The organism is Caldovatus aquaticus, from assembly GCF_019458025.1.
In the GTDB taxonomy this organism is placed as follows: domain Bacteria; phylum Pseudomonadota; class Alphaproteobacteria; order Acetobacterales; family Acetobacteraceae; genus Caldovatus; species Caldovatus aquaticus.
This window is the reverse complement of sequence record NZ_JAHZUY010000041.1, coordinates 1-22168: the sequence shown is the minus strand read 5'-3', so window position 1 is coordinate 22168 and position 22168 is coordinate 1. Positions and strand designations below refer to the sequence as shown.

The following is a 22168-nucleotide window of genomic DNA, read 5'->3' as shown; positions in this document are numbered from 1 at the left end:
CTCAGGCCGCCACCGCCACCTCCGCAAGCGTGCGGATCACGGCATGGGCGCCGGCGCCGCGCAGCATCGCCGCCGCCTGGCCGTCCCGGTCCACGCCGACGATCAGGCCGAACCCGCCCCGCCGCGCCGCCTCGACGCCGGCCGGCGCGTCCTCGAACACCACGCAGCGCGCCGGCGCGCCGCCGAGGCGCCGCGCCGCCTCGAGGAAGGTGTCCGGCGCCGGCTTGCCCGGCAGGCCGAGCGCCGCCGCGTCCCGCCCGTCGAGGCAGAGGTCCACCAGCCGCTCCAGCCCGGCGGCGGCAAGCACCTCGGCGCCGTTGCGGCTGGCCGAGACCACCGCGGCCGCGATGCCGGCGCGCCGCAGCGCGGCAAGCAGCGCCGCGGCGCCCGGCGCCGGCGCCACGCCCTCGCGCCGCAGCGCGGCCAGGAACAGCGCCTGCTTGCGCCGGGCCAGGGCGGCCACCGTCAGCGCCTCCGGCGGGTCGGAGTCGGTGCCTTCCGGCAGGACGATCCCGCGCGCGGCGAGGAAGCTGCGCACCCCGTCCTCGCGCGGGCGCCCGTCCACGAAGGCGCGATAGTCGGCGATCGCGTCGAAGGGGCGGAACGGCGCGCCGGTTGCCGCCGCGTGGCGGCGCAGCACCTCGTCGAACAGCGTCTTCCACGCGGCGGCATGGAGCCGCGCCGTGTCGGTGAGCACGCCGTCGAGGTCGAACAGCGCCGCGTCCCGGTCGCGCCGCGACAGGACGAGGCGGGTCGGGGAACGCTCGGCCATGGGCTCCTCACGCGTCCGCGCCGGCGCCGGCCGCGGCGACCCGCCCGGGCGGACCCGCCGCAGGACCGGGGCGGCCGCGCACGGCGGCGCGCGCCTGCGCCGCTCCGCCCTTGCCGGCCGCGCCGGCCCCCTCTACGCAGGCGCTAGCCCCCCGTTTCCGAGGGACAGCGATGCAGCGGCTCCGCCCCGCGGCTTGGCCTCCGGCGCCGGCCACACGACCCGGCGCGCGCCGGGCCGCGCGCGGAGCCCGGCCCGCCTGCCGCGCGTTCGGGCCGCCATGAGCGCCGGCGAGCCCCGCATCGTCACCCTCACCCTCAATCCGGCGGTGGACCTCGCCTGCGAGGCGGAGGCGGTGCGCCCCGTGCGCAAGATCCGCACCACGGGCGAGACCTACGACGCCGGCGGCGGGGGCGTGAACGTCGCGCGCGTGGTGCACGAGCTGGGCGGCGAGACGGTCGCGGTGGCGACGGCCGGCGGCGTCGTCGGCCGCTTCCTCGAGGAGCTGCTGGACGCGGCCGGCGTGCCGCGGCGCAGCGTGCCGATCCGCGGACGCACCCGCATCAGCATGGTGGTGCACGACCGCTCGAGCGGGCTCGAATACCGCTTCGTCCCGGAGGGCCCCGTGCTGGAGGAGGCGGAATGGCAGGCCGCCCTGCGCGCGATCGCGGAGGAGCCCGGCGCGTGGCTGGTGCTCAGCGGCAGCCTGCCGCGCGGCGTGCCGGAGGACTTCTACGCCCGCGCCGCCCGCGAGGCGCGGGCGCGCGGCCGGCAGGTGGTGCTCGACACCTCGGGCGCCGCGCTGCGCGCCGCCCTTGCCGAGGGCGGGCTCGCGCTGGTGAAGCCGAGCCTCGGCGAGTTCGAGGCGCTGCTCGGCCGCCCGCTGCAGGAGACCGCCGCGATCGAGGCGGCGGCCGCGGAGCTCGCCCGCTCCGGCGCGGCGCGGCTGGTCGCGGTCACGCTCGGGCATCGCGGGGCGGTGCTTGCCAGCGCCGAGGGGCGGACCTGGCGCCTGCCGGCCCCGGACGTGCCGGTGCGCGGCGCCTCCGGCGCCGGCGACAGCTTCGTCGCGGCGATGACGCTCGCCCTCGCGCGCGGCGCGCCGCCGGAGGACGCCTTCGTCTGGGGCAGCGCCGCCGGCGGCGCCACCGTCGCCAGCCCCGGCACCGCGCATGCGCGCCGCGCCGAGGTGGAGGCGATCTACGCCACCCTGCGCCGGTCCCTCGCCTGAGCCGCCGTGCCGCGCGGCCTACCGCGGCGGCAGCACGATGAACGCGACCGCGGCGACCAGGCAGGCCATGGCGGCGAGGTAGTTCCAGCGCAGCGGCTCGCCCAGCCACCAGACGCTGAAGCCGGCGAACACGCTGAGCGAGATCACCTCCTGCATGATCTTGAGCTGCTGGCCGGAATAGGCGCCGGCCAGGTAGCCGATGCGGTTGGCCGGCACGGCGAGGCAGTACTCGAGCAGCGCGATGGACCAGGAGACGAGGACGGCGAGCCAGATCGGCCAGTCCGGCCGCCGCAGATGGCCGTACCAGGCGAAGGTCATCAGCAGGTTCGAGCCGATCAGCAGCAGCGGCGGCCAGAGATGGGCGGGGCTCATGTCGGGCGGGGCGCCTCGTCGGGGGAAGCGGCGGTCTTGCGCACGGATGCGGCGGCCGGCGGCAGGCGCGCCAGCAGCCACAGCATGATCGCCATCGCCGGCAGCGCCGCCGCGGTGGTGATCAGGAAGAAGTCCGCCCAGCCGAGCCCGAGGCGCTCCACCAGCCAGCCCGAGGCCGCGCCGGCGGTGCGCAGCGGGATGGTGGCGAGGGAGGAGAGCAGCGCATACTGGGTCGCGGTGAAGGCGCGGCTCGTCAGGCCGGAGAGGTAGGCGACGAAGGCGGCGTCGGCCATGCCGTCGGTGAAGCTCTCGACGCCGACCTGGGCCCAGAGCATCGCCATGTCGTGCCCCGCTCGGGCGAGCGCGACATACATCAGGTTCGACAGCATCTGGCCGAGCCCGGTCAGCACCAGCGCCCGCCCGACGCCGATCCGCGCCACCACCCAGCCCCCCGCCAGCGCGCCGCCGAGCAGCGCGGCCAGGCCGAACACGCTGCCGACCGTGGCCACGTCCTCCCGCGCGAAGCCGAGCTGGCGGTAGAAGGGGACGGTCATGGTCCCGGCCATCGCCTCGCCGAGCTTGTACAGCCCGACGAACAGCAGGATGCCGAGCCACGCCGGACGGCGCGTGAAGTCGGCGAGGGGCTCGACCACCGCGGCGCGCAGCCGCGCCCGCCAGCCGGCCCCGCCCGGAAGGACGGCCGGCGCCGCGGGCTCGCCGGCCGCCAGCACGGCGAGGAGGCCGATGCCGATCAGCGCCGCGGCGTAAGCGTAGGCCCCCGCCCAGCCGATCGCGCCGACCAGCCACAGCGTCCCCGCGCCGCTCGCCAGCAGCGCCGCGCGGTAGCCCCAGATGTAGCAGGCGAGGCCGTAGCCCTGCTCGCGTTCCGCCAGGATCTCGATGCGGTAGGCGTCCACCACGATGTCCTGGCTCGCGGAGAGGAAGGCGACGAGCACCGCGCCGGCGGCGGTGGCGAGCGGCGCGGCGGCCGGGTCGGTGAGGCCGGTGGCCAGGATCGCCGCGGCGAGGCAGGGCTGGATCAGCGCCAGCCAGCCCCGGCGCCGGCCGAGCCGCGCGAGGCCGAGCGGCGGCCGCGTCTCGTCGAGCAGCGGCGACCAGAGGAACTTGAAGGAATAGGCCCAGCCGATCAGGGCGGTGAGGCCGATCTCGGTCAGCGACAGCCCCGCCTCGGTGAACCACTGGCGCAGCACCGCGCCGGCGACAAGCGGCAGCGGCACGCCGGCCGAGAAGCCGAGGGCGAGGAGGACCAGGAAGCGCCGGTCCCCGAACGGCCGCCACCGCGGCGCGGCGGCGGGCGATGCGGAGCCGGAGCGGGAATCGCTCCTGGCGGCGCCGGGCGCGGCGAAGTCGCGCATGAGCGGCAGGGCTAGCAGGAAAGCCCGCGCAGCGCCAAGGCAATCGCGGCCGGCGTCGCGGCCGGGGCGATGCGCCCGGCGCCGCGGCGGTGGGTGGCAAGCGCGGGGCCGCGCGCGGAACCCGCCGCGGCCGGTCCGGCGCGCGGCGCGCTTGCCTCGCGAGAGCGGGCGGCGCAGGCTGCGTCATCGGATCGGGGCCGCAAGAATCGGCCACGCGAGCAGGGGGCGAGGATGGACATCGTCGCACGGGCGCAGGGCATGATCCGGAACCCGCGCGGGGAATGGGCGAGGATCGCGGGGGAGGCCGCGGACACCAGGGCGCTGCTGCTCGGCTATGCGGCGCCGCTGGCCGCGATCCCGGCCGTGGCGGGGTTCCTCGCCACGCTCCTCCTGTTCGGCGGGCGCGGCGTCGCCTCCGCCCTGGTCTCCTCGATCGTCGGCTACGTGCTCGGCCTGGTCGGGCTCTACATCGTCGCCAAGATCGTCGAGGTGCTGGCACCGAAATTCGGCGGCGTGGCGGACGAGCCCACGGCGATGAAGCTCGTCGCCTACGCCGCCACCGCCTCCTGGGTGTTCGGGGCGGCGGTCATCATCCCCCTGATCGGCTGGATCGTGGCGCTGATCGGCGCGCTCTACAGCCTCTACACCTTCTACCTCGGCGCCCCGCCGGTGGTGCGCGTGCCGGAGAACCAGGCGGTGGTGTTCACGATCGCGGTCCTCGTGGTGGCGATCGTGGTCAACCTCCTCATCGGCCTGGTGGTCCAGCTCTTCCTCTGAGGCGCCGGGCGGGGCGCGCTCAGCCCGCCGCCGCGCGGTAGAGCGTGAGGGTCAGCCGGCGCCCGCGCGACGGGTTGAGGCCGGCGAGGGAGCCGAGTTCCGCCAGGCCGAGGCCGAGCGCGGCGGCGGCCTCGCGGAAGGCCGCCTCGTCGCGGTCGGCGACCGCGACCACGCGCCGCCGCGCGCCGTCCTCCGCGAGGAAGCGCGCCGCCGCCGCGCCGTCGCGCAGGAGCCGCGTGCGCGTGCCGACGGCGAAGACCAGCGAGGGCTCGTGGAAGCCCACGATGCCGAAATCCTCCGCCGCCGGCGCCCCGCCGGGCAGGGCGCGCAGCGCCGCCGCCACCCGCGGCGCGATCCAGACCGCCTCCAGCCGCGGCGCCGTCCCCTCCAGCACCACCGCGTAGAGCGGCGCGACGAGCACCGCCGCGGCCAGTCCGGCGCGGCCCCACTGCGCCGTCGCGGCGGCGCCCGCCCCGCCGCCGCGCGCGGCGAAGGCGCCCCGGAGCAGCAGCGCCGCGGCCGGCAGGGCGAGCAGCGCCGCCGGCGCCACGCGGTGCGCCAGGGCGTAGGGCAGCGCGGCCGCCAGCACGGCGAGGCCGGACGCGACCGCCACGAAGCCCGCATCCGCGAGCCGGGCCAGCCAGCGCGGCGGCGGCGCGCGCAGCGGATCCATCGCCCAGGCGGCGGCGAGCAGCATCAGCGCCGGGAACACCGGCAGGGTGTAGTGCGGCAGCTTGGTCGCCACCGCCTCGAACAGCAGCCACACCGGCACGATCCAGGCGAGCAGGAAGCGCGTCGCCGGGCGCGTCCGCGCGCGCCAGGCGCCGGGCAGCGCCCGCAGCACGATCCAGGCCGCCGGGAAGGCGGCGATGCCGAAGGTGAGCAGGTAGTAGCCCGGCGGCCCCCAGTGGCTCTCCTCGCCGCTGCCGACCTTGGCGAGCATGTCGCCGCCGACCGCCTCGGCGAAGAAGCGGCCCTCGGTTGCGATGCCGATGGCGACGAACCAGGGCGCGGCGGCGAGCAGCAGCAGCGGCACGCCCCAGCCGGGCCGGAGCGCCCGCAGCCAGGGCGCGCCGCGGTCCGCCGCGGCGAGGGTGATGCCGGCGAGCAGCGGCACCGCCGGGGCCACCGGCCCCTTGAGCAGCACGCCGAGGCCGAGCGCCAGCCAGAAGCCGGCCGCCCGGCGCGCGGGGAAGGCGTCCGGCCGCAGATAGGCCTGGCCGAACAGCCCCATCGCGGCCCCGACGGCGGCGAGCAGCGCCGCATCGGTCTTGGCGATGTGCGCCTCCGCCACCAGCACGAGGCAGGAGGCGAGCAGCGCCGCGCCGAGGAAGGCCGGCCGCCGCCCGACCAGGCCGCGCCCGAAGTGGTGCGTCGCCAGCACCGCAAGCAGCGCGCCGAGCAGCGAGGGGACGCGATAGGGCCAGATGTCGTCGCGGGTGCCGAGGCCGAGCGCCTCGGCCGCATGCACGGAGGCGGCCTGGGCCCAGTGGATGCCGGCCGGCTTCTTGTTGCGCTCCACCTCGCCGAAGCGGATGCGGACGTAGTCGCCCGTCTCGACCATCTGGCGCGTGGCCTGGGCGAAGCGGCTCTCGTCGCGGTCGCCGGGCGGGAGGGTGAAGAAGCCGGGCAGCCAGAGCGCGAGGCAGAGCAGCACGAGGCAGGTCCGCGGCCGACGCTCGGCCGCGCGCGCGAGCGGGTGCGAAGGCGGCCGGACGCCGGCCTCGGCCGGCGGGGCGGCCGCGGTGCTGTGCGGCGGCATGGGCCCGGGGCTCTAGCACGGGGCGGCACGGGCGGCCATGTTCCACCTGCCAGCGCCATGCCCCCCGCCTCGTCCCCTTCCCGCACCGCGTCGGGCCTGCCGACGCGCCGCGCCGCCCTCGCCCTGCTCGAGGCGGTGCTCGATCGCCGCCGCCCCCTCGAGGAGGCGTTGGACGCGCTGCCCGCGGCGCTCGATCCGCGCGACCGCGCGGCGGGGCACCGCATCGCCTCCACGGTGCTGCGGCGGCTGGGTTCGCTGGATGCCGTGATCGAGCCCTTCCTGCGCCGCGCACCGCCGCCCGTGGTGCGCCACGCGCTGCGCATCGGCGCGGCCGAGCTGCTGCTGCTCGGCACGCCCCCCCACGCCGCGGTGGCCTCGGCGGTGGCGCTGGTGCCGAAGCCCTTCGCCGGGCTGGTCAACGCGGTGCTGCGCCGGATCGCGGAGCAGGGCCCGGCGGCGCTCGAGGGCCTGGACGCCGAGCGGCTGGACACGCCAGCCTGGCTGTGGAGCGCCTGGCATGCCGCCTACGGGCCGGAGGCGGCGCGCACCATCGCTGCCGCGCACCGCGCGCCGGCGCCGCTCGACCTGACCCCCGTCCGCGCGGAGGCGTCGCCGCCCGAGGGCGCGGAGGTGCTGCCGACCGGCTCCTGGCGGCTGCCGCCCGGCACCCGCGTGACGGAGCTGCCCGGCTTCGCCGAGGGCGCCTTCTTCGTGCAGGACGCTGCCGCGGCGCTGCCCGCGCGCCTGCTCGCGCCGCGCCCCGGCGAGCGGATCGCCGACCTCTGCGCCGCGCCGGGCGGCAAGACGGCGCAGCTCGTCCTGGCCGGCGCGGCGGTGACGGCGGTGGAGCGCGACCCGAAGCGCGCGGCGCGGCTGCGCGAGAACCTCGCGCGCCTGCGCCTGCCGGCCGAGGTGGTCGAGGCGGACGCGGCGGTCTGGGGCGAGGCCGGCGCCTGCGACGCGGTGCTGCTGGATGCGCCCTGCACGGCGACCGGCACGATCCGCCGCCATCCCGACGTGCCGCACCTGAAGCGCCCGCGCGACGTGCCGAGCGCGGCGGAGGCGCAGGCGCGCCTGTTCGCCAACGCGGCGCGGCTGCTGCGCCCGGGCGGGCGGCTGGTGTTCGCGACCTGCTCGCTGCAGCCGGAGGAGGGCGAGGCGCATCTCGCGCGCGCGGCGGCGCTCGGGCTCGCGCTCGATCCGGTGCGGCCGGAGGAGGTGCCCGGTCTTCCGGAGGCGGTGGCGCCGGGCGGATGGCTGCGGACGCGGCCCGACTTCTGGGCCGCGCGCGGCGGCATGGACGGGTTCTTCGTGGCGCGCTTCACGAAGGCGAAGGCGCCGCCGGCGGGCTGAGGCCGGCCCCGCCTGGCCGCCGTGCCCGGCGCCGCGGCGGTCCCGTCCCGCGGGCCCGGGGGCGCGGCGTTCCTGGCCCCCCGATGCGAGGCCGCGCGGCGCCGGCGTCAGCCGATCTTCACCTCCTGCAGCGCCTGCTCGAGCTCGGCGAAGCTCGGCATGTGGGCGCTGGGCGCCATCTTGCGTCCGGTCTCCACCGCGACCTGCGGGGCGTTGCCGTGCAGGTGCGCGACCAGGACGGCGCGGATCACCTCGTAATACTGCGACTCCTCCTCGACCACCGCCTTCAGGCGGGCGGCGAGGGGACCCACCAGCCCGTAGGCGAGCAGCACGCCGAGGAAGGTCCCGACCAGCGCGCCGCCGATCATCCGGCCCAGCACCGTCGGCGGCTGGTCTATCGCCCCCATCGTCTTGATCACTCCGAGCACGGCGGCGACGATGCCGAGCGCGGGCAGGGCGTCGGCGATCGCCTGCAGGGCGTGGCTCGGGTGCAGTTCCTCCTCCTTGATCTTGCGCAGCTCGCGCGCCATCACGTCCTCGATCTGGTGCGGGTCGTCGGCGTTCATGCCGACCATGCGCAGGTAGTCGCAGATTAGCGCGACTGCGTGGTGGTCGGCGACGATCCCGGGGAAGCGGGCGAAGGCCGGGCTTTCCGCGGGCCTTTCGATGTGCGGCTCCAGCCCCATCGGGCCCTTGGTCTGGGCGATGCGCACCAGGCCGTAGAGCAGGCTCAGCAGCGCCACATAGTCCGCCTTGGCGTATCGGCTGCCCTTGAGGATCTTCCCGAGGGCGCCGAGGGTGTGCTTCAGCACGGCGGGCGGATTGGCCATCAGAAGGGCGCCGACCGCCGCGCCGCCGATGATCATCAGCTCGAAGGGAAGGGCCTTGAGGATGATGTCGAGGTGGCCGCCGGCGGCCATGTAGCCGCCGAACACCATCGCCAGCAGCAGCGCGAAGCCGAGCAGGGCGGTCATCGTGCCGCGTCCGGGTGCGGCGTTGCCGCGGGGGCGTCGGCGGGCGGCGCGGTCCGCAGCAGCGTGACCGAAACCCGGCGGTTGGCCGCGGCGGTGGGCTGTTCGGGCAGCAGCGGATCGCGCTCGGCGTGGCCGGTGACGGCGCGGATGCGCGCCTCGGGCACGCCGGCCTCCACCAGCGCGCGGCGGGTAGCGTTGGCGCGCTCCGCCGAGAGGTCCCAGTTGCTGCGCCGGAGCGGACCGGTGTCGCGGAACGGCGTCGCGTCGGTGTGGCCGGCGATGCTGATCGCGTTGGGCAGGCGCGCGATCACCGGCGCGATGCGCGCGAGCAGCGCCCGCGCGCGCTCGTTCGGCGCGCTGTCGCCGAGCGCGAACATCGGCTGGCGCTCCGCGTCCAGGAGCTGGATGCGCAGCCCCTCCGGCGTCTGCTCGACCAGCAATTGGCGGGCGAGGTCGGCGAGGGCGGGATCGTCGCGCACAGCGGCGCGGATCTGCTCGGCGGCGCGCTCGAACTCCGCCGCCTCGCGGCGCGCCAGCTCGGCCCGCAGCGCCGCCTCGGACTGCGCGTGGAGCGGCGGCTCGGCGCCGGCCTCGGCCCGTGCCGGCTCGTCCCGGGGGGCGGGCGCCGGCGGCGCGACTGCGGGCCGCGCCGCGGGCGCCGCGCGCTGCGGCGGGGCCGGGGCGCGCGCCTCCGCGGCCTCCTCGCCGGGCGGGTCGTCGCGGGCCGGCGCGGGGCGTCCCGGCGTGTCGCCCTCGTCCTCCTCGGCCTCCGGCACGATCGGCTGCGGGCCGGGCTCGATGCGCACCGCGCCGGCGGTCGAGACCATCGCCTCCTCCTCGTTCGGCGTCCGGCCGCCGAGGATCCCGCCCGAGCCGGAGACGGAGCGGCCGAGCGGGTTGTGCGGCGAGAAGAAGTCGGCGATGCCGCGGCGCTGCTCCTCCGTCGTGGCGTTGATCAGCCACATGAGCAGGAAGAAGGCCATCATGGCGGTGACGAAGTCGGCATAGGCGACCTTCCAGGCGCCGCCGTGGTGCGGCTGCCCGCCTTCCTCGATCCGCCGGACCACGACGACGTTGCCGCCGTTCCTTCCCCTGCGTCCCCTGCCCGCCATCCCAGCCGTCGCCGCGCCTGTGGGCGCCGTGCGCGCCCGCCGCGCCGCCCCGGGGAATCCTGGCACGCAATGCTTAAGTCGGCGCTAAGCCCGGTTTCCCGCGGGCGATGGCGCGCCGGCCGGGGCGGCCGCCCGGCGCGCCGCGCCGGCGGAGCAGGACGCGGCGTCCGGCCGCGTGCGCGGAGAAGCCTCTCCTCCGCCGGGGGGCGCGCCGGAGCAGCCTCTCGCGCCGCGCCGGATTGGCCTTGTGCCGGGAGGCCGGCGCGTTATCTGGCGGGTTCCCCGCGCGGCGGCAGGGCCCGGTTCCTGCCGCCGCGGCGGTCCCGGACGGAGCCCCACCCATGCCGCACGACGGCCACGCGCCCCACGACATCCCGCCCGACGGCTGGAAGCACACCGGCGTCCGCGTGATCCCCGGCGACAGCCTGGACGCCAACACGCCGCAGACTCCGGGGATGAACCGCGCCGCGGCGATCAACTACGCCCGCGTCGGCGCGCAGAGGATCTGGGCCGGCACGGTGCACATCCATCCCAACGCCAGGACCGGCGCGCACCACCACGGCCCGCTGGAGAGCGTGATCTACGTGATCCGCGGCCGCGCCCGGATGCGCTGGGGCGAGAGGCTGGAATTCGTCGCCGAGGCCGGCCCGGGCGACTTCATCTACGTGCCGCCCTACGTCCCGCACCAGGAGATCAACGCCAGCACCGACGAGACGCTGGAATGCGTGCTGGTGCGCAGCGACAACGAGGCGGTGGTGGTCAATCTCGACATCGAGCCGGTGGAGAAGCCCGAGGAGGTGCCCTGGGTGGACCCGATCCACAAGGCGCCGCCCGCCGCCGGCGGCTGACGGCGGGCCGCGCTCCCGCCCCGGCGGCCCGCCCCGCCCCGGCTTCCGGGGGTGACCGGTTCGCCCCGAGGCGCCCGGCGTGCTAAGGGCGCCTCCGTGCGCATCCTGTTCGTCACCGCCAACCGCCTCGGCGACGCGGTGCTCTCCACCGGGCTGCTCGATCACCTGATCCGCAGCCATCCCGGGGCGCGGATCACCGTCGCCTGTGGCCCGGTCGCCGAGGGCGTCTTCGCGCGCATGCCGGGCCGCGCGCGTACCATCGTGCTCGCCAAGCGCCGCTTCCGCGCGCACTGGCTCGCGCTGCTCGCCGCCGCGCTGCCGGTGCGCTGGGACCTGGTGGTGGACCTGCGCGGCTCGGCGCTGGCCTGGCTGCTGCGGGCGCGCCGGCGCGCGGTGATGCGCGGCGGGCGGCGGCCCGGGCACCGGATCGGCCATCTCGCCGCCGTGCTCGGGCTGCAGGACGCCCCGCCGCTCCCCGTCGCCTGGACCGCCGAGGCCGACCGCGCCCGCGCCGCGGCCCTGCTGCCGGAGGCGGACGGGCCCTGGATCGGCCTCGGCCCCACCGCGAACTGGGCGCGCAAGGTCTGGCCGGCGGAGCGGTTCGTCGCGCTCTACCGTGCGCTCAGCGCGCCCGACGGCCCGCTCCCCGGTGCCCGCGCCGCGGTGTTCGGCGGCCCGGGCGAGGCGGAGCGCGCCCTGGCCGCGCCGCTGCTCGCCGCGCTGCCGGAGGCGGCCGACCTGGTCGGCCGGCTGGAGGTCCCGGAGGCGGCGGCGGCGCTCGCGCGCTGCGCGCTGTTCGTCGGCAACGATTCCGGGCCGATGCACCTTGCCGCTGCGGCCGGGGCGCCGACGCTCGGCCTGTTCGGTCCGACCTCGGCGGAGGAATACGGCCCCGTCGGCGCGCGCGCCGCCGCGGTGGCCGCGCCCGGCGCGCCCGCGGCCGGCGCGATGGCGGCGATCGGCGTCGCGGACGCGCTCGCCGCCGCCCGCCGCCTGCTTGGCGCGGCGCCGCAGGGGCCGTGCGCCGGCCGTCCCGGCCGCGCCGCGGCGGCAACGCCGGCCGCCGCCGCATGACCGCGCCGCCGCCCCGCCTCTCTGCCCTGGTGGTGGCGCGCAACGAGGCGGCGCAGCTCGCCGACTGCCTCGCCACCCTCGCCTTCGCCGACGAGATCGTCGTCGTGCTCGACCGCACCACCGACGCCAGCGCCGAGATCGCGCGCGCGCACGGCGCGCGGGTGCTCGAGGGCGCCTGGGAGATCGAGGGCGAGCGGCGCAACGCCGGGCTCGACGCCTGCAGCGGCGACTGGATCCTCGAGGTGGACGCCGACGAGCGGGTCCCGCCCGCCCTCGCCGCCGAGGTGCGGCGCGTGATCGCCACCTCGCCCCACGCCTGGCACCAGGTGCCGGTGGACAACTACATCGGCGCGCGCCTGGTGCGCCACGGCTGGGGCGGGAGCTTCGGCACCACCTCCGTGCCGCGCCTCTCGCGCCGCGGCGCCAAGCGCTGGAAGCCGCAGCGCGTGCACCCCGGCCTCGAGTGGCGCGGCGAGGAGGGGCCGCGCCTCGCCTGCGCGCTGGTGCACTACGTGGACCGCGACATCTCCGACACGCTGCGCCGGCTCGACCGCTACACCGAGGCGCGCGCGGCGGACCTGGTCGCGCGCGGCGAGGTCGGCTCGACGGCGGACAACCTGCGCCGCTTCGTCTCGCGCTTCTGCAAGTGCTACTTCGCGCGCGGCGGCTGGCGCGAGGGTGGCTGGGGGCTGCTGATCGCGCTCTGCGCCGGGCTCTATCCGCTGCTCGCCCACCTCAAGGCGAAGCTGGAGCCGGAACGGCACGGCGGGGGCGGCGCGGCCCCCGCCCGGCCGTCGCCCGCCGATCCCGCGCCATGAGGATCGCCCACGTCATGGCCGGTGCGCCGATGGGCGGCGCCGAGGCGTTCTTCGAGCGCCTCTGCCTCGCCCAGCACGCGGCGGGCGAGCAGGTGCTCGCGGTGATCCGGCGCGATCCCGGCCGCGCCGCGCGGCTCAGGGCGGGCGGGCTCGCGCCGGTCGAGCTCGGCTTCGGCGGCTATCTCGACCTGCGCACCGGGCCCGCCCTCGCCGCCGTGCTGGCGCGCTTCCGGCCGCAGGTGGTGGTCGCCTGGCAGAACCGCGCCGCGCGCTTCGCCCCGCGCGGGCCGTGGACGCTGGTCGGGCGCCTCGGCGGCTACTACGACCTCAGGTACTACCGCCGGTGCGACCACCTCGTCGGCAACACCCGGGCGCTGCGCGAGTGGTTCGTGGCCCAGGGCTGGCCGCGCGAGCGGGCGCATTTCGTGCCGAATTTCGCGCACGACCTGGCCGGCGCCGCGCCCGCCGCGCTGCCGCCGGCGCCCGCGGGGACGCGCTGGCTGCTCGCGCTCGGGCGGCTGCATCCGAACAAGGGGTTCGACGTGCTGCTGCGGGCGCTGGCGCTGCTGCCGCCCGAGGCGCGCCTCGCGCTGGCCGGCGAGGGGCCGGAGCGGGCGGCGCTCGAGCGGCTCGCGCGCGCGCTCGGCGTGGCGGAGCGGGTCGCGTTCCTCGGCTGGCGCCAGGACGTCGGCGCGCTGCTCGCCGCCTGCGCGGTGTTCGTCTGCCCCTCGCGCCACGAGCCGCTCGGCAACGTGGTGCTGGAGGCCTGGTCGGCGGCGCGCCCCGTGGTGGCGGCGGCGGCGCAGGGGCCGAGCGAGCTGATCCGCGATGGCGCCACCGGCCTCCTCGTGCCGCGCGAGGACGCGGCGGCGCTGGCCGGCGCGATCGGGGGGCTGCTCGCCGATCCGGCGCGCGCGGCCATGCTCGCCGCCGCCGGGCGGGCGGAGTTCGAGCGCGCCCACGCCGAGGCGCCGGTGCTGGCGCGCTGGCGCGCGTTCCTGCACGCCGTCGCGCCGGCGACCACCGCTGTGGGGCCGGGCTGATGTGCGGCCTCGCCGGCCTCGTGCTGAAGCCCGGCCATGAGCCGGACCCCGCGGCGCTGGAGGCGCTCGCCGCGGCGCTCGCCCATCGCGGGCCGGACGGGCGGGGGCGCCACCTCGCCGGCGGCGTCGCCCTGGTGCACACGCGGCTGGCGATCATCGACCTCGCCACCGGCGACCAGCCGATCCGCGTCGGGCCGGCGGCGCTCTGCGCCAACGGCGAGATCTACAACTACCGGGAGCTGCGCCGCGACCACCAGCTCGCCTGCGCCACCGAGAGCGACTGCGAGCCGCCGCTGCATCTCTGGCGCCGCGAGGGCGCGGGCTTCGTGGACCGGCTGCGCGGCATGTACGCGCTGGCGCTGCACGACCGCGCGGCGCGGCGCGTGGTGCTGGCGCGCGACCCCTTCGGCATCAAGCCGCTCTACCTCGCCGAGCTGCCGGATGGCCTCGCCTTCGCCTCGGAGCCGCAGGCGCTGATCGCCGCCGGCCTGGTCGCGCCGCGGCTCCGGGCCGAGGCGCGCGACGAGCTGCTGCAGCTCCAGTTCACCACCGGCGCCGAGACCGTCTTCGAAGGCATCCGCCGCGTCCTGCCCGGCGAGACCGTCGTGATCGCCGACGGCGCCGTGGTCGAGCGCCGCCGCCGCCCCGCCCTGCCCGAGGGCCCGCCGGAGGCGATCGGCGAGGAGGCGGCGCTCGAGCGGCTCGACGCCGCGCTGACGGAGAGCGTGGAGCTGCACCAGCGGAGCGACGTGCCCTACGGCATGTTCCTCTCGGGCGGCACCGACAGCGCGGCGATCCTCGCGCTGATGGCGCGGCTCAACGAGCGGCCGGTGCGCGCCTTCACGGCGGGCTTCGACGCGCCCGGTGCGGCCGACGAGCGCGCCCGCGCCGCCGCCGCCGCGCGCGCCGCCGGCGCGGAGCACGACACGATCCTGATCGGCGCCGCCGACGTCTGGCGCCACCTGCCCGCGATCGTCGCCTGCATGGACGACCCGGCGGCCGACTACGCCATCATCCCGACCTGGTTCCTCGCCCGGCGGGCGCGCGAGGCGGGGATCAAGGTGGTGCTGTGCGGCGAGGGCGGGGACGAGATCTTCGCCGGCTACGGCCGCCACCGCGCGGCGATGCGCCCCTGGTGGCTCGGCGGCAAGGCGCCGCGGGCGCGCGGCACCTTCGACCGGGTCGGCCCGGTGCTGCGCGAGGCGCCGAGGGGCTGGCGCGACGGCATCGCGGCCGCGGAGGCGGCGGCGGCGGGCGGGCGGACGCGGCTGCAGGCGGCGCAGGCGCTCGACGTCGCCGACTGGCTGCCGAACGACCTGCTGATCAAGCTCGACCGCTGCCTGATGGCGCACGGGGTGGAGGGGCGCACGCCCTTCCTCGATCCCGGCGTGGCGGCGGCGGCGTTCCGCCTGCCCGATGCGCTCAAGGTGCGCGGCCATGCCGGGAAGTGGATCCTGCGCCGGTGGCTGGCGCGGCACTTCCCGGCCTGCGAGCCCTTCGCGCCGAAGCAGGGCTTCACCGTGCCGATCGGCGCCTGGATCGCCGCGGAGGCGCAGCGCCTTGGGCCGCTGGTCGCGGCGCAGCCGGGGGTGGCGGAGGCGGCGCGGCCGGAGCGCGTGGTCGCGCTGTTCGCCCATGCCGGGCGCAGCCGCCACGCGGCGGCGGCGGCCTGGCACCTGCTGTTCTACGCCCTCTGGCACCGGCGCCACATCGAGGGGCGGCGCGAGATCGCGGCGATGGACGTGTTCGCCGCCCTGGAGGCCCGCTAGAGCGGATCGCGGACGGCTCGAATCAGCCGGGAGCGGGAATCCGCCCGGCAGACAACGCGCCGGAGCCGCTGCCGCGCGCACCGCGGAGCGGAAACGGCTTCAGGAGCGGGGCGCCGCCGCGCCCGCGGCGCCGCCCGGCGGTTCCCGTCCGCCCGGCGGCGCGGGGGCCGTCAGCGGCCGCCGCCGTCGGGCAGGCGGAAGAAGTTCGCGGCGGCGCTGGCGCGGGCGATCAGTTCGCACATCGCCGGGTCCTCGTGGCCGCGCTCGGCGATCAGGGCCTCCATCGGGCAGAAGTACTCGTGGGGGTGCGGCACCTGGCCGCTGGCGAAGCCCTCGTAGTGGCGCGCGCGCAGGCCGTAGAGCACCCGCATGTCGCGCACCGGCAGCACCAGCGGCTCGGTCGGCTCGGCGCGCAGCAGCCGGATCAGGCGCCAGCGCGGCGTCGGGTCGTCGTCCTGCGCCGGGGCGAGCAGCCAGGGAAGGGGGCAGACGGCGAGCAGCGATCCGGTGTTCGGCGCGAAGCGGGAGCGCTTGTCGAGCAGGTTCTGCAGCGAGCCGCACGCCTCGATGCAGAGGATGTCGCAGTAGGGCTCGTCGGGGTTCGGACTGAAGTGCAGCCAGAGCCCGTCGGGCAGGGTGCGCAGGCGCTTCGAGCCGGGCAGCTTGAGGAAGGGCTGGCAGGCCGAGGCGGGCGGTCCGGGCCGTGCGCGCAGCCAGGTCCCCTGGGGGCCGAGCACCTTGGCCCCCGGGGGCCGTTGCGGCCAGGTGCGCAGCCGCTGGCGCACCAGCTGGTCGAGCGTGCGACGGGAGGCGATCCTCGCGTATGCGCTCATCAGAAGAGTTATACCCCCTGCTTATTCAACCGATTGGCGAAAATAGAGAACATCGTGCACGCCGCATCAAGCGCCTGGCGGTGGGGGGGTGCGAATTAACGATCAGGCCGCGCCACCGGTGGTTGGCGCGGCCTGGGATCCTGCAATCATTGTGTTCTCGGCGGGCGCCGCCGGCCCCGGCGGGGGCAGTCGCGAGACGCCGGCGCGGGCGGCCGGCTTCGGCGCGGGGGGCGTTCAGGCTTGGCGCGCGTCCAGGGGGACGTAGTCGCGCTTGCCGGGGCCCGTATAGACTTGCCGCGGCCGGCCGATGCGCTGCGAGGGATCCTCGATCAGTTCCTTCCACTGGCTCACCCAGCCGACCGTGCGCGCCACGGCGAAGATGACGGTGAACATCGAGGTCGGGATGCCCAGCGCCTTGAGGATGATGCCGGAGTAGAAGTCCACGTTCGGATAGAGCTTGCGGCTGAGGAAGTACTCGTCCTCCAGCGCGATGCGCTCGAGCTCCATCGCGAGGTCGAGCAGCGGCTCGTCCTTGATGCCGAGCTCGGCCAGCACCTCGTGGCAGGTCTGGCGCATGATCTTCGCGCGCGGGTCGAAGTTCTTGTACACGCGATGGCCGAAGCCCATCAGCCGGACGTTGCTGTCCTTCGCCTTCACCCGGCGGATGAAGTCCGGGATGTTCTTCGGGTGGCCGATCTCGGCGAGCATCTTGAGCACCGCCTCGTTCGCTCCGCCGTGCGCCGGCCCCCACAGCGCGGCGATGCCGGCGGCGATGCAGGCGTAGGGGTTGGCGCCGGTCGAGCCGGCGAGGCGCACGGTCGAGGTCGAGGCGTTCTGCTCGTGGTCCGCGTGCAGCACCAGGATGCGGTCCATGGCGCGCGCCAGCACCGGGTTCACCCGGTACGGCTCGGCCGGCACCGCGTTCAGCATGTAGAGGAAGTTCTCCGCGTACTTCAGGTCGTTCCGCGGGTACATGAAGGGCTGGCCGATCGCGTACTTGTAGGCCCAGGCGGCGATCGTCGGCACCTTGGCGATCAGCCGGAAGGCGGCGATGCGCCGCTGCTCGGGGTCGTTGATGTCGAGCGTGTCGTGGTAGAAGGCGCTCATCGCGCCGACTACGCCGCACATCACCGCCATCGGGTGCGCGTCGCGCCGGAAGCCGTCGTAGAAGCGGCGGATCTGCTCGTGCAGCATGGTGTGCCGGGTCACGCCGCGCTCGAACTCGGCGAGCTGCGCCCGGGTCGGCAGTTCGCCGTACATCAGCAGGTAGGCGACCTCGATGAAGTCGCTCCGCTCGGCGAGCTGCTCGATCGGGTAGCCGCGGTAGAGCAGCACGCCCTCGTCGCCGTCGATGTAGGTGATGCGGCTCTCGCAGCTCGCCGTCGCGCCGTAGCCCGGATCGTAGGTGAAGATGCCGAGCTCGCCGTAGAGCTTGCGGATGTCCACCGCCTGGGGGCCCAGGGTGCCGCTGAGCAGGGGGAAGCTCGCGCTGCGGTTCGAGCCGTCCAGCGTGATGGTAACGGACCCGGTGGTCCTGCTGCTCATGGCGCGCTCTTTCCTGCAAGGTGTCGGTGCCGGGGGCGGGCACCGCGCCGGGCGCGGCCGCCGCGGCACGATCCTCGCGATCCGGTCATGATGCGGCGCAAGATACCGGCGCCTGCCCTCGCATTGCAACGCTCCCCCCGGACGCGCCCCGCGGCCGGTTCAGCGCCGCCCGCGCCAGGCGTCCGGCCAGCCCCGGCTGTCGCCGGCCCAGAGCCCGCGCCCGGCGCGGCGTGCCTCGGATTCCGCCGGGCGCAGCGCGGGCGGCGCGTCGTCCCGGGCGACCGCCCAGCCGCCGGCCACCATCGCGTGGCTGAGCTCGACCGCCGCGGCCGCGGCGGCCGTCGCCCGCGCCTCGCAGAGGCCGAGGCCGTGCCCGGCGCGGTCGCGCCCGCGCAGCCGGCATGTCACCTCCTGCTCCGCGACGAGGCGCGCCAGCGCCGCCGCGGCGGCCGCGCCGCAATCGAAGGCCGGCTCCGCGCCGCCGCAGCGCGTGCCGCGCCCCGGCGCCTCCAGGCCGACCAGGCGGAAGGTGCGGCCGCCGAGACGCAGCGTCTCGCCGTCCACCACGTGCACCTCGTCCGCGGCGGCGGACACGATCTGCTCGGGCGGCGCGGAGCGCAGCAGCGGCGACGACGGATCGAGCCCGAACAGGCCGAGCGCGAAGCCGCCGAGGGCGATCAGCGCCACCCCGCCGCGCCGGGGGCGGGCGGCGAGGCGCCGGTGTCGGAAGATGCGTCGCCGGGGCAGCACGGACGGTGCCTAGCCCAGCCGCCGGACGGAGTCCAACAGTTTCCATAACATCAGACGTGAGGCGAAGGAGAGCGTTCCTGCCTTTGATTCCACGTCCGGAGAGCGGCGTCCCCCTCACCGGCCGTTCCGGAAGGGCGCGCGCTCCCGCAGCGAGTCCCAGGCGCGCAGGGCCCGCTTGCGGGCGCGGCGCGTGCGGGCGAGCACGAAGCCTTCCGCCAGGCCGACCGCCCACGCCCGGTCCTCGCGCCGCGCCGCCTCCGCCGCGGCGCCGTGCGGCATCGCGGGCAGCGCCAGCGCCGCGACCAGGCGGCGCGCCGTGGCGGCGTCGTTGACCAGGCCGAGCGCCTCCTGCAGCGCCGCGAGGTCCTTGACGAAGCGCCGCGATTCCCGGCCCGGCCAGAGCGGCGCGAAGATCTCGGCGGCGTAGCGCAGGCGCTTGCCCTCGAGGCGCAGCGCGTGCAGCGCCTCCTCCCCCGCCTCGGCCGAGAACGCCGCCCGGGCGCAGCCGCGCAGCTTGCGCCAGCGGCGCTCGAGCGCGGCCGCGGCGAACCGGGTCAGCGGCTCCGGCGGCGGATCGGAGGGCGGCGTGCGCGCCGCGGCGTCGCGCGCCTCCGGGGCGGCGAAGCGCAGCGCGAGGGCGAGCGCGTCGCAGACGAGGACGCGGAATTCCGGCCCGTCCAGCGCCGCGCGCAGCAGCGCGTAGGCCTCGGCCCGCCGCGCCTCGGCGGCGCGCAGCAGGTCGGCCAGGCGCGGCTCTCCCGGCGCCGCCGCGGCGAGCTCGGCGGCGAGGCCGCCGAGGAACACGTCCCAGTCGCGCGCCGGGCCGAGCGTGCGGGCGAGCGCCCGCAGCCGCGTCGCGAAGGCGCGCAGCGCGGGCCGCTCCTCCGCCGAGGCGACCGCGCGGAACAGGCTCAGCACGGAGCGCAGCCGGCGCAGCGCGACCCGCATCTGGTGCACGCCTTCCGGTCCGGCCTCCTGCCGGGCCAGCGGCGCGTGGAACAGCAGCGCCTCCGTCAGGTGGCCGAGCGCGCGGCCGAGCGCCGCGCGCGCCTCTTCCGCCGCCTGCAGCGCCGGCGGGCCGGCCCGGCGGGGGCGCACCGGCTCGCCGCGCGCGAGCGCGCGGGCCTCCTCGGCGAGGGCCGCGCGGGGCGGCAGCAGGGGCAGGGTGGTCGCGAGCGCCCGCGCGAGCGCCAGCACCGGCTCCGCCGGCCCGGCGAGGAGGAGGCGCGCCACGTCGTGCTCCGCCCCGCTCGCCGCCCGCAGCCGGCCGGTCAGCAGGCGGGCCTCGATCGCCGCCGCGGCGTCGCCGTCGCCGCGGCCGGCGAGGACGAAGCGCGCGCAGCGTCCCTCGAAGGCGGCGAGGGGAACCAGGGGCGCCGCCCGCTCCGCCGCGTCCAGCCCCGCGCTGTCGGCCCAGGGGGCCGCCTCGTCGGCGAGGGTCGCGATCCGCTCCGGCGGCGTTCCGGGGCGCCAGGGCGCCTCCGGCGCGGGCAGGCTGCGCACCAGGCGCCGCGGGCCGCGCCGCGGCATCTCCAGCGCCAGCCCGCGCCGGGCGAGCGCGCCGCCCCCCGGGCCGGCGGCCGCGGTGTCGTGCCAGGACAGCGCGACCGGCACCGCCCGCCGTCCGCCACGGCGGGGGCCGCCGGCCGCCTCCCGCCAGGCCGCCTGCCGGGTGAGCCGGGCCGCCGCCTGCGGCTCGGTGAAGGCGAGTTCGAGCGCGAGCCGTCCGGCGCGGCCGCCCTCCGGACCGGCGCGGAGATCGGGCGCCGCCGCGGGCTCCGCGCCTTCCTCGCCGGCCTCGGCCTTCACGGGACGGCCATCTCGGGCAGGTCGCTCGGGGTCAGGAAGCGCACCAGGCGCCCGCCGCCGGCCTCGAGCAGCCGCCAGGGCGTGGCGATCGCGAACTCCGCCAGCGCCCCGGTCGGATAGGACTCGGCGAGGCGGCGCGCCGCCGCCCCCGCGGCTGGCGCCGCCATCCCCCCGGCGCCGACCAGCGCCAGGGCGAGCTCGTGCAGGCCAGGGTTGTGGCCGATCAGCAGGACGCTGCGCGCGGTCTCGGGGACGCGCCGGAGGGTCGCGAGCAGGACTTGCGGCGTGGCGAGGTAGAGCGCGTCCATCGGCTCGACGATGGGGCTGTCGGGCAGCGGGGCGAGCGCCTCCAGCGTCTGCAGCGTGCGCCGCGCGGAGGAGACGAGCACCACCTCGGGCGCCAGGCCGAGGTCGCGCATCGCGCGGGCCATCGCGGCCGCGCCGCGGCGTCCGCGCGCATTCAGCGGCCGCGCGTGGTCGGGGAGCCGGGGGTCGTCCCAGGAGGACTTGGCGTGCCGCAGCAGCAGGAGCTGGCGCATGGTCGTCTCGGCGGCATCCTGGCACGGCGGGCGGGACGTGTCGCGGGGCAGACGGCGCCGCCCCCGCTCCGCCGCCGCGAGATGGCCCGTCCCGCCCGCGCCGGCAACCAGCGGCGGCAGGGCGGGCGAGCGCACAGGACGCGGGCGATGCCTCCGCGGCGCGGTGGTACTCCGCCCGGCGCCTCTGGCCGCGTGCCGCGCCCTGCGCCGGCTGCCGGGCGCACGGCGCGATCCCCCGGCCGGCCGCGTTCCGCGGGGCGGCGGCCGCGACCGGGGCCGGGCCGCTCCGACGCAGGGCGCCGGACGCCTCCCAGGGCGGGAGAGCGGCCCCGGCGGCGCGGCGACCGAGGGGAGCGGCTAGACGGCGACCGCCGCGCGCGAGTGCTTCGCCTCGCCGTCGAGGACCACGCCGCGTCCGCGACGGACGCCGCGACTTGACCGCGCGCCGGGGCGGCGCACGATCGCGGTGCGGAGAAGGAGAGCGCGCGGTGGCGGAGATCGAATGGATGCGCCTGACGGCGGCGGAGCTGAACGCGCGCGCGGCGGCCGGCGCGCTGGTGATCGTGCCGGTCGCCTCGCTCGAGCAGCACGGGCCGCACCTCGCGACCGGGGTGGACATCGTCTGCGCCACCGCGGTGGCGCAGTGCGTGGCGCGGCTGCTCGGCGAGCGGGGCACGCCGGCGGTGGTGACGCCCTGCGTCTGGACCGGGCTCGCCGAGCACCACGTCGCCTTCGGCGGCACGGTGACGCTGGACTACGCCGCCTTCGCCGCGGTGCTCGGCGGCGTCGTGCGCTCCGCCGCGCGCGCCGGGTTCCGGCGCGTGATGCTGCTCAACGGCCATGGCGGCAACGCCGAGGCGGTGGCGGTGGCGGCGACCGAGCTCTCGGTCGAGCTCGGCATTGCTGTGGCGGCAGGCACCTACTGGCACCTCGCGGCGGAGGCGATCGCGCCGCTGCTCGATCGCCAGCCCGGCCTGCTGCACGCTTGCGAGGCCGAGACCTCGCTGATGCTGGCGCTGCTGCCGGAGGCGGTGCGGCGCGAACGGATGGCCGAGGCGGTGGGGCCGTCCTCGACGCGCGTCGCGGGCCAGCCCGCGGCGCTCGCCCGGCGCCGGTCGTTCAAGGAGCTGACGCCGAGCGGCGTGATCGGCGACGCGCGGACGGCGAGCGCGGAGAAGGGCGAGCGGATCCTCGCCGCGGTGGCGGAGCGGATCGCGACGCTGCTGCAGAACGAGGCGCTCTGGCGCTAGGCTCTGGACTCAATCGCGCCCGGTAGGTGATGGCGGCGGCGAGGAAGTTGCGGGCGGTCCTGTCGTATCGGGTGGCGATGCCGCGGGAATCCTCGATGCGGCAGAAGGTTCGCGCGATGGCGCTGCGGGGCCTGTAGCGTTCGGCGTCGCGCGGGAAGGCAACC

At 77.4% G+C, this 22168-nt stretch carries 20 protein-coding genes; 9 read left to right on the top strand and 11 right to left on the bottom strand.

All coding sequences use genetic code 11. The features are described 5' to 3' along the window. Position 1 precedes the first annotated feature (1 nt). On the bottom strand, positions 2–772 hold the full coding sequence (locus K1J50_RS13475) for a beta-phosphoglucomutase family hydrolase (RefSeq protein ID WP_220118233.1): 771 nt from the start codon (positions 770–772) through the stop codon (positions 2–4). A 277-nt stretch (positions 773–1049) separates the two neighbouring features. On the opposite strand from K1J50_RS13475, the gene K1J50_RS13470 reads away from it, so the two are divergent. Then, complete coding sequence (locus K1J50_RS13470) at positions 1050–2000, top strand: 1-phosphofructokinase family hexose kinase (protein ID WP_220118232.1); 951 nt, start codon at positions 1050–1052, stop codon at positions 1998–2000. A gap of 18 nt (positions 2001–2018) precedes the next feature. Here K1J50_RS13470 and K1J50_RS13465 read toward each other — a convergent pair whose 3' ends face one another. Together K1J50_RS13465 and K1J50_RS13460 are read right to left on the bottom strand one after the other, a co-directional pair. Beyond that, positions 2019–2372 carry a DMT family protein gene (locus tag K1J50_RS13465; RefSeq protein ID WP_220118231.1) on the bottom strand — a complete coding sequence of 118 codons (354 nt, stop codon included), beginning with the start codon at positions 2370–2372 and terminating at the stop codon, positions 2019–2021. Further along, positions 2369–3748, bottom strand: coding sequence for an AmpG family muropeptide MFS transporter (locus tag K1J50_RS13460; protein WP_220118230.1), 1380 nt, complete (start codon positions 3746–3748; stop codon positions 2369–2371). Before K1J50_RS13460 ends, K1J50_RS13465 begins: the two co-directional genes overlap by 4 nt. Positions 3749–3979: 231 nt before the next feature. Here K1J50_RS13460 and K1J50_RS13455 point away from each other — a divergent pair, with 231 nt between their 5' ends. Beyond that, on the top strand, positions 3980–4525 hold the full coding sequence (locus K1J50_RS13455; RefSeq protein WP_220118229.1) for a Yip1 family protein: 546 nt from the start codon (positions 3980–3982) through the stop codon (positions 4523–4525). A 19-nt stretch (positions 4526–4544) separates the two neighbouring features. Here K1J50_RS13455 and K1J50_RS13450 read toward each other — a convergent pair whose 3' ends face one another. Next, positions 4545–6182, bottom strand: a complete 1638-nt coding sequence (locus tag K1J50_RS13450) for an ArnT family glycosyltransferase (RefSeq protein WP_369413596.1) — start codon at positions 6180–6182, stop codon at positions 4545–4547. A gap of 162 nt (positions 6183–6344) precedes the next feature. Between K1J50_RS13450 and K1J50_RS13445 the strand changes: the two genes are divergently transcribed. Continuing rightward, positions 6345–7640, top strand: coding sequence for an RsmB/NOP family class I SAM-dependent RNA methyltransferase (locus tag K1J50_RS13445; protein WP_220118227.1), 1296 nt, complete (start codon positions 6345–6347; stop codon positions 7638–7640). 107 nt (positions 7641–7747) lie between these two features. On the opposite strand, the gene motA is transcribed toward K1J50_RS13445, so the two are convergent. After that, positions 7748–8614 carry a flagellar motor stator protein MotA gene (gene motA / locus K1J50_RS13440; protein ID WP_220118226.1) on the bottom strand — a complete coding sequence of 289 codons (867 nt, stop codon included), beginning with the start codon at positions 8612–8614 and terminating at the stop codon, positions 7748–7750. Further along, positions 8611–9726 (bottom strand): flagellar motor protein MotB, encoded by a 1116-nt coding sequence (locus K1J50_RS13435; RefSeq protein WP_220118225.1) that lies wholly within the window; start codon positions 9724–9726, stop codon positions 8611–8613. Before K1J50_RS13435 ends, motA begins: the two co-directional genes overlap by 4 nt. A 341-nt stretch (positions 9727–10067) precedes the next feature. Here K1J50_RS13435 and K1J50_RS13430 point away from each other — a divergent pair, with 341 nt between their 5' ends. From K1J50_RS13430 to asnB, 5 genes are all read left to right on the top strand, one after another. Next, positions 10068–10574 (top strand): cupin domain-containing protein, encoded by a 507-nt coding sequence (locus tag K1J50_RS13430; RefSeq protein WP_220118224.1) that lies wholly within the window; start codon positions 10068–10070, stop codon positions 10572–10574. Between the two features lie 96 nt (positions 10575–10670). After that, the gene (locus tag K1J50_RS13425; protein ID WP_220118223.1) at positions 10671–11648 is read left to right on the top strand and encodes a glycosyltransferase family 9 protein; all 978 of its coding nucleotides are present in this window, start codon (positions 10671–10673) and stop codon (positions 11646–11648) included. Beyond that, positions 11645–12466 carry a glycosyltransferase family 2 protein gene (locus K1J50_RS13420; RefSeq protein WP_220118222.1) on the top strand — a complete coding sequence of 274 codons (822 nt, stop codon included), beginning with the start codon at positions 11645–11647 and terminating at the stop codon, positions 12464–12466. The genes K1J50_RS13425 and K1J50_RS13420 overlap by 4 nt, the downstream gene beginning before the upstream one ends. Further along, positions 12463–13509, top strand: coding sequence for a glycosyltransferase (locus K1J50_RS13415; RefSeq protein WP_220118221.1), 1047 nt, complete (start codon positions 12463–12465; stop codon positions 13507–13509). The genes K1J50_RS13420 and K1J50_RS13415 overlap by 4 nt, the downstream gene beginning before the upstream one ends. After that, entirely contained in the window at positions 13509–15278 is a 1770-nt protein-coding gene (asnB, locus tag K1J50_RS13410) for an asparagine synthase (glutamine-hydrolyzing) (protein WP_220118220.1), read from the top strand. The genes K1J50_RS13415 and asnB overlap by 1 nt, the downstream gene beginning before the upstream one ends. 170 nt (positions 15279–15448) lie before the next feature. Here the strand turns inward: asnB and K1J50_RS13405 are convergent, their stop codons facing one another. The 5 genes from K1J50_RS13405 to K1J50_RS13385 all read right to left on the bottom strand — a co-directional run bounded on the left by K1J50_RS13405 (position 15449) and on the right by K1J50_RS13385 (position 20754). After that, on the bottom strand, positions 15449–16111 hold the full coding sequence (locus tag K1J50_RS13405; protein ID WP_220118219.1) for a hypothetical protein: 663 nt from the start codon (positions 16109–16111) through the stop codon (positions 15449–15451). A 234-nt stretch (positions 16112–16345) separates the two neighbouring features. Next, the gene (gltA, locus tag K1J50_RS13400; protein ID WP_220118218.1) at positions 16346–17656 is read right to left on the bottom strand and encodes a citrate synthase; all 1311 of its coding nucleotides are present in this window, start codon (positions 17654–17656) and stop codon (positions 16346–16348) included. A 159-nt stretch (positions 17657–17815) separates the two neighbouring features. Then, on the bottom strand, positions 17816–18343 hold the full coding sequence (locus K1J50_RS13395; RefSeq protein WP_220118217.1) for a thermonuclease family protein: 528 nt from the start codon (positions 18341–18343) through the stop codon (positions 17816–17818). Between the two features lie 177 nt (positions 18344–18520). Further along, entirely contained in the window at positions 18521–20215 is a 1695-nt protein-coding gene (locus K1J50_RS13390; protein WP_220118216.1) for a CYTH and CHAD domain-containing protein, read from the bottom strand. Beyond that, on the bottom strand, positions 20212–20754 hold the full coding sequence (locus K1J50_RS13385; RefSeq protein ID WP_220118215.1) for a SixA phosphatase family protein: 543 nt from the start codon (positions 20752–20754) through the stop codon (positions 20212–20214). Before K1J50_RS13385 ends, K1J50_RS13390 begins: the two co-directional genes overlap by 4 nt. 488 nt (positions 20755–21242) lie before the next feature. On the opposite strand from K1J50_RS13385, the gene K1J50_RS13380 reads away from it, so the two are divergent. Next, positions 21243–22004, top strand: coding sequence for a creatininase family protein (locus tag K1J50_RS13380; protein ID WP_220118214.1), 762 nt, complete (start codon positions 21243–21245; stop codon positions 22002–22004). The last annotated feature ends 164 nt before the right edge of the window (positions 22005–22168 follow it).

Excerpts from the sequence above, each read along its gene's own strand:
- K1J50_RS13475 (WP_220118233.1), bottom strand. The coding sequence starts at position 772 with ATGGCCGAGCGTTCCCCGACCCGCCTCGTCCTGTCGCGGCGCGACCGG.
- K1J50_RS13470 (WP_220118232.1), top strand. The coding sequence starts at position 1,050 with ATGAGCGCCGGCGAGCCCCGCATCGTCACCCTCACCCTCAATCCGGCG.
- K1J50_RS13465 (WP_220118231.1), bottom strand. The coding sequence starts at position 2,372 with ATGAGCCCCGCCCATCTCTGGCCGCCGCTGCTGCTGATCGGCTCGAAC.
- K1J50_RS13460 (WP_220118230.1), bottom strand. The coding sequence starts at position 3,748 with ATGCGCGACTTCGCCGCGCCCGGCGCCGCCAGGAGCGATTCCCGCTCC.
- K1J50_RS13455 (WP_220118229.1), top strand. The coding sequence starts at position 3,980 with ATGGACATCGTCGCACGGGCGCAGGGCATGATCCGGAACCCGCGCGGG.
- K1J50_RS13445 (WP_220118227.1), top strand. The coding sequence starts at position 6,345 with ATGCCCCCCGCCTCGTCCCCTTCCCGCACCGCGTCGGGCCTGCCGACG.
- motA (WP_220118226.1), bottom strand. The coding sequence starts at position 8,614 with ATGACCGCCCTGCTCGGCTTCGCGCTGCTGCTGGCGATGGTGTTCGGC.
- K1J50_RS13435 (WP_220118225.1), bottom strand. The coding sequence starts at position 9,726 with ATGGCGGGCAGGGGACGCAGGGGAAGGAACGGCGGCAACGTCGTCGTG.
- K1J50_RS13430 (WP_220118224.1), top strand. The coding sequence starts at position 10,068 with ATGCCGCACGACGGCCACGCGCCCCACGACATCCCGCCCGACGGCTGG.
- K1J50_RS13420 (WP_220118222.1), top strand. The coding sequence starts at position 11,645 with ATGACCGCGCCGCCGCCCCGCCTCTCTGCCCTGGTGGTGGCGCGCAAC.
- K1J50_RS13415 (WP_220118221.1), top strand. The coding sequence starts at position 12,463 with ATGAGGATCGCCCACGTCATGGCCGGTGCGCCGATGGGCGGCGCCGAG.
- asnB (WP_220118220.1), top strand. The coding sequence starts at position 13,509 with ATGTGCGGCCTCGCCGGCCTCGTGCTGAAGCCCGGCCATGAGCCGGAC.
- K1J50_RS13405 (WP_220118219.1), bottom strand. The coding sequence starts at position 16,111 with ATGAGCGCATACGCGAGGATCGCCTCCCGTCGCACGCTCGACCAGCTG.
- gltA (WP_220118218.1), bottom strand. The coding sequence starts at position 17,656 with ATGAGCAGCAGGACCACCGGGTCCGTTACCATCACGCTGGACGGCTCG.
- K1J50_RS13385 (WP_220118215.1), bottom strand. The coding sequence starts at position 20,754 with ATGCGCCAGCTCCTGCTGCTGCGGCACGCCAAGTCCTCCTGGGACGAC.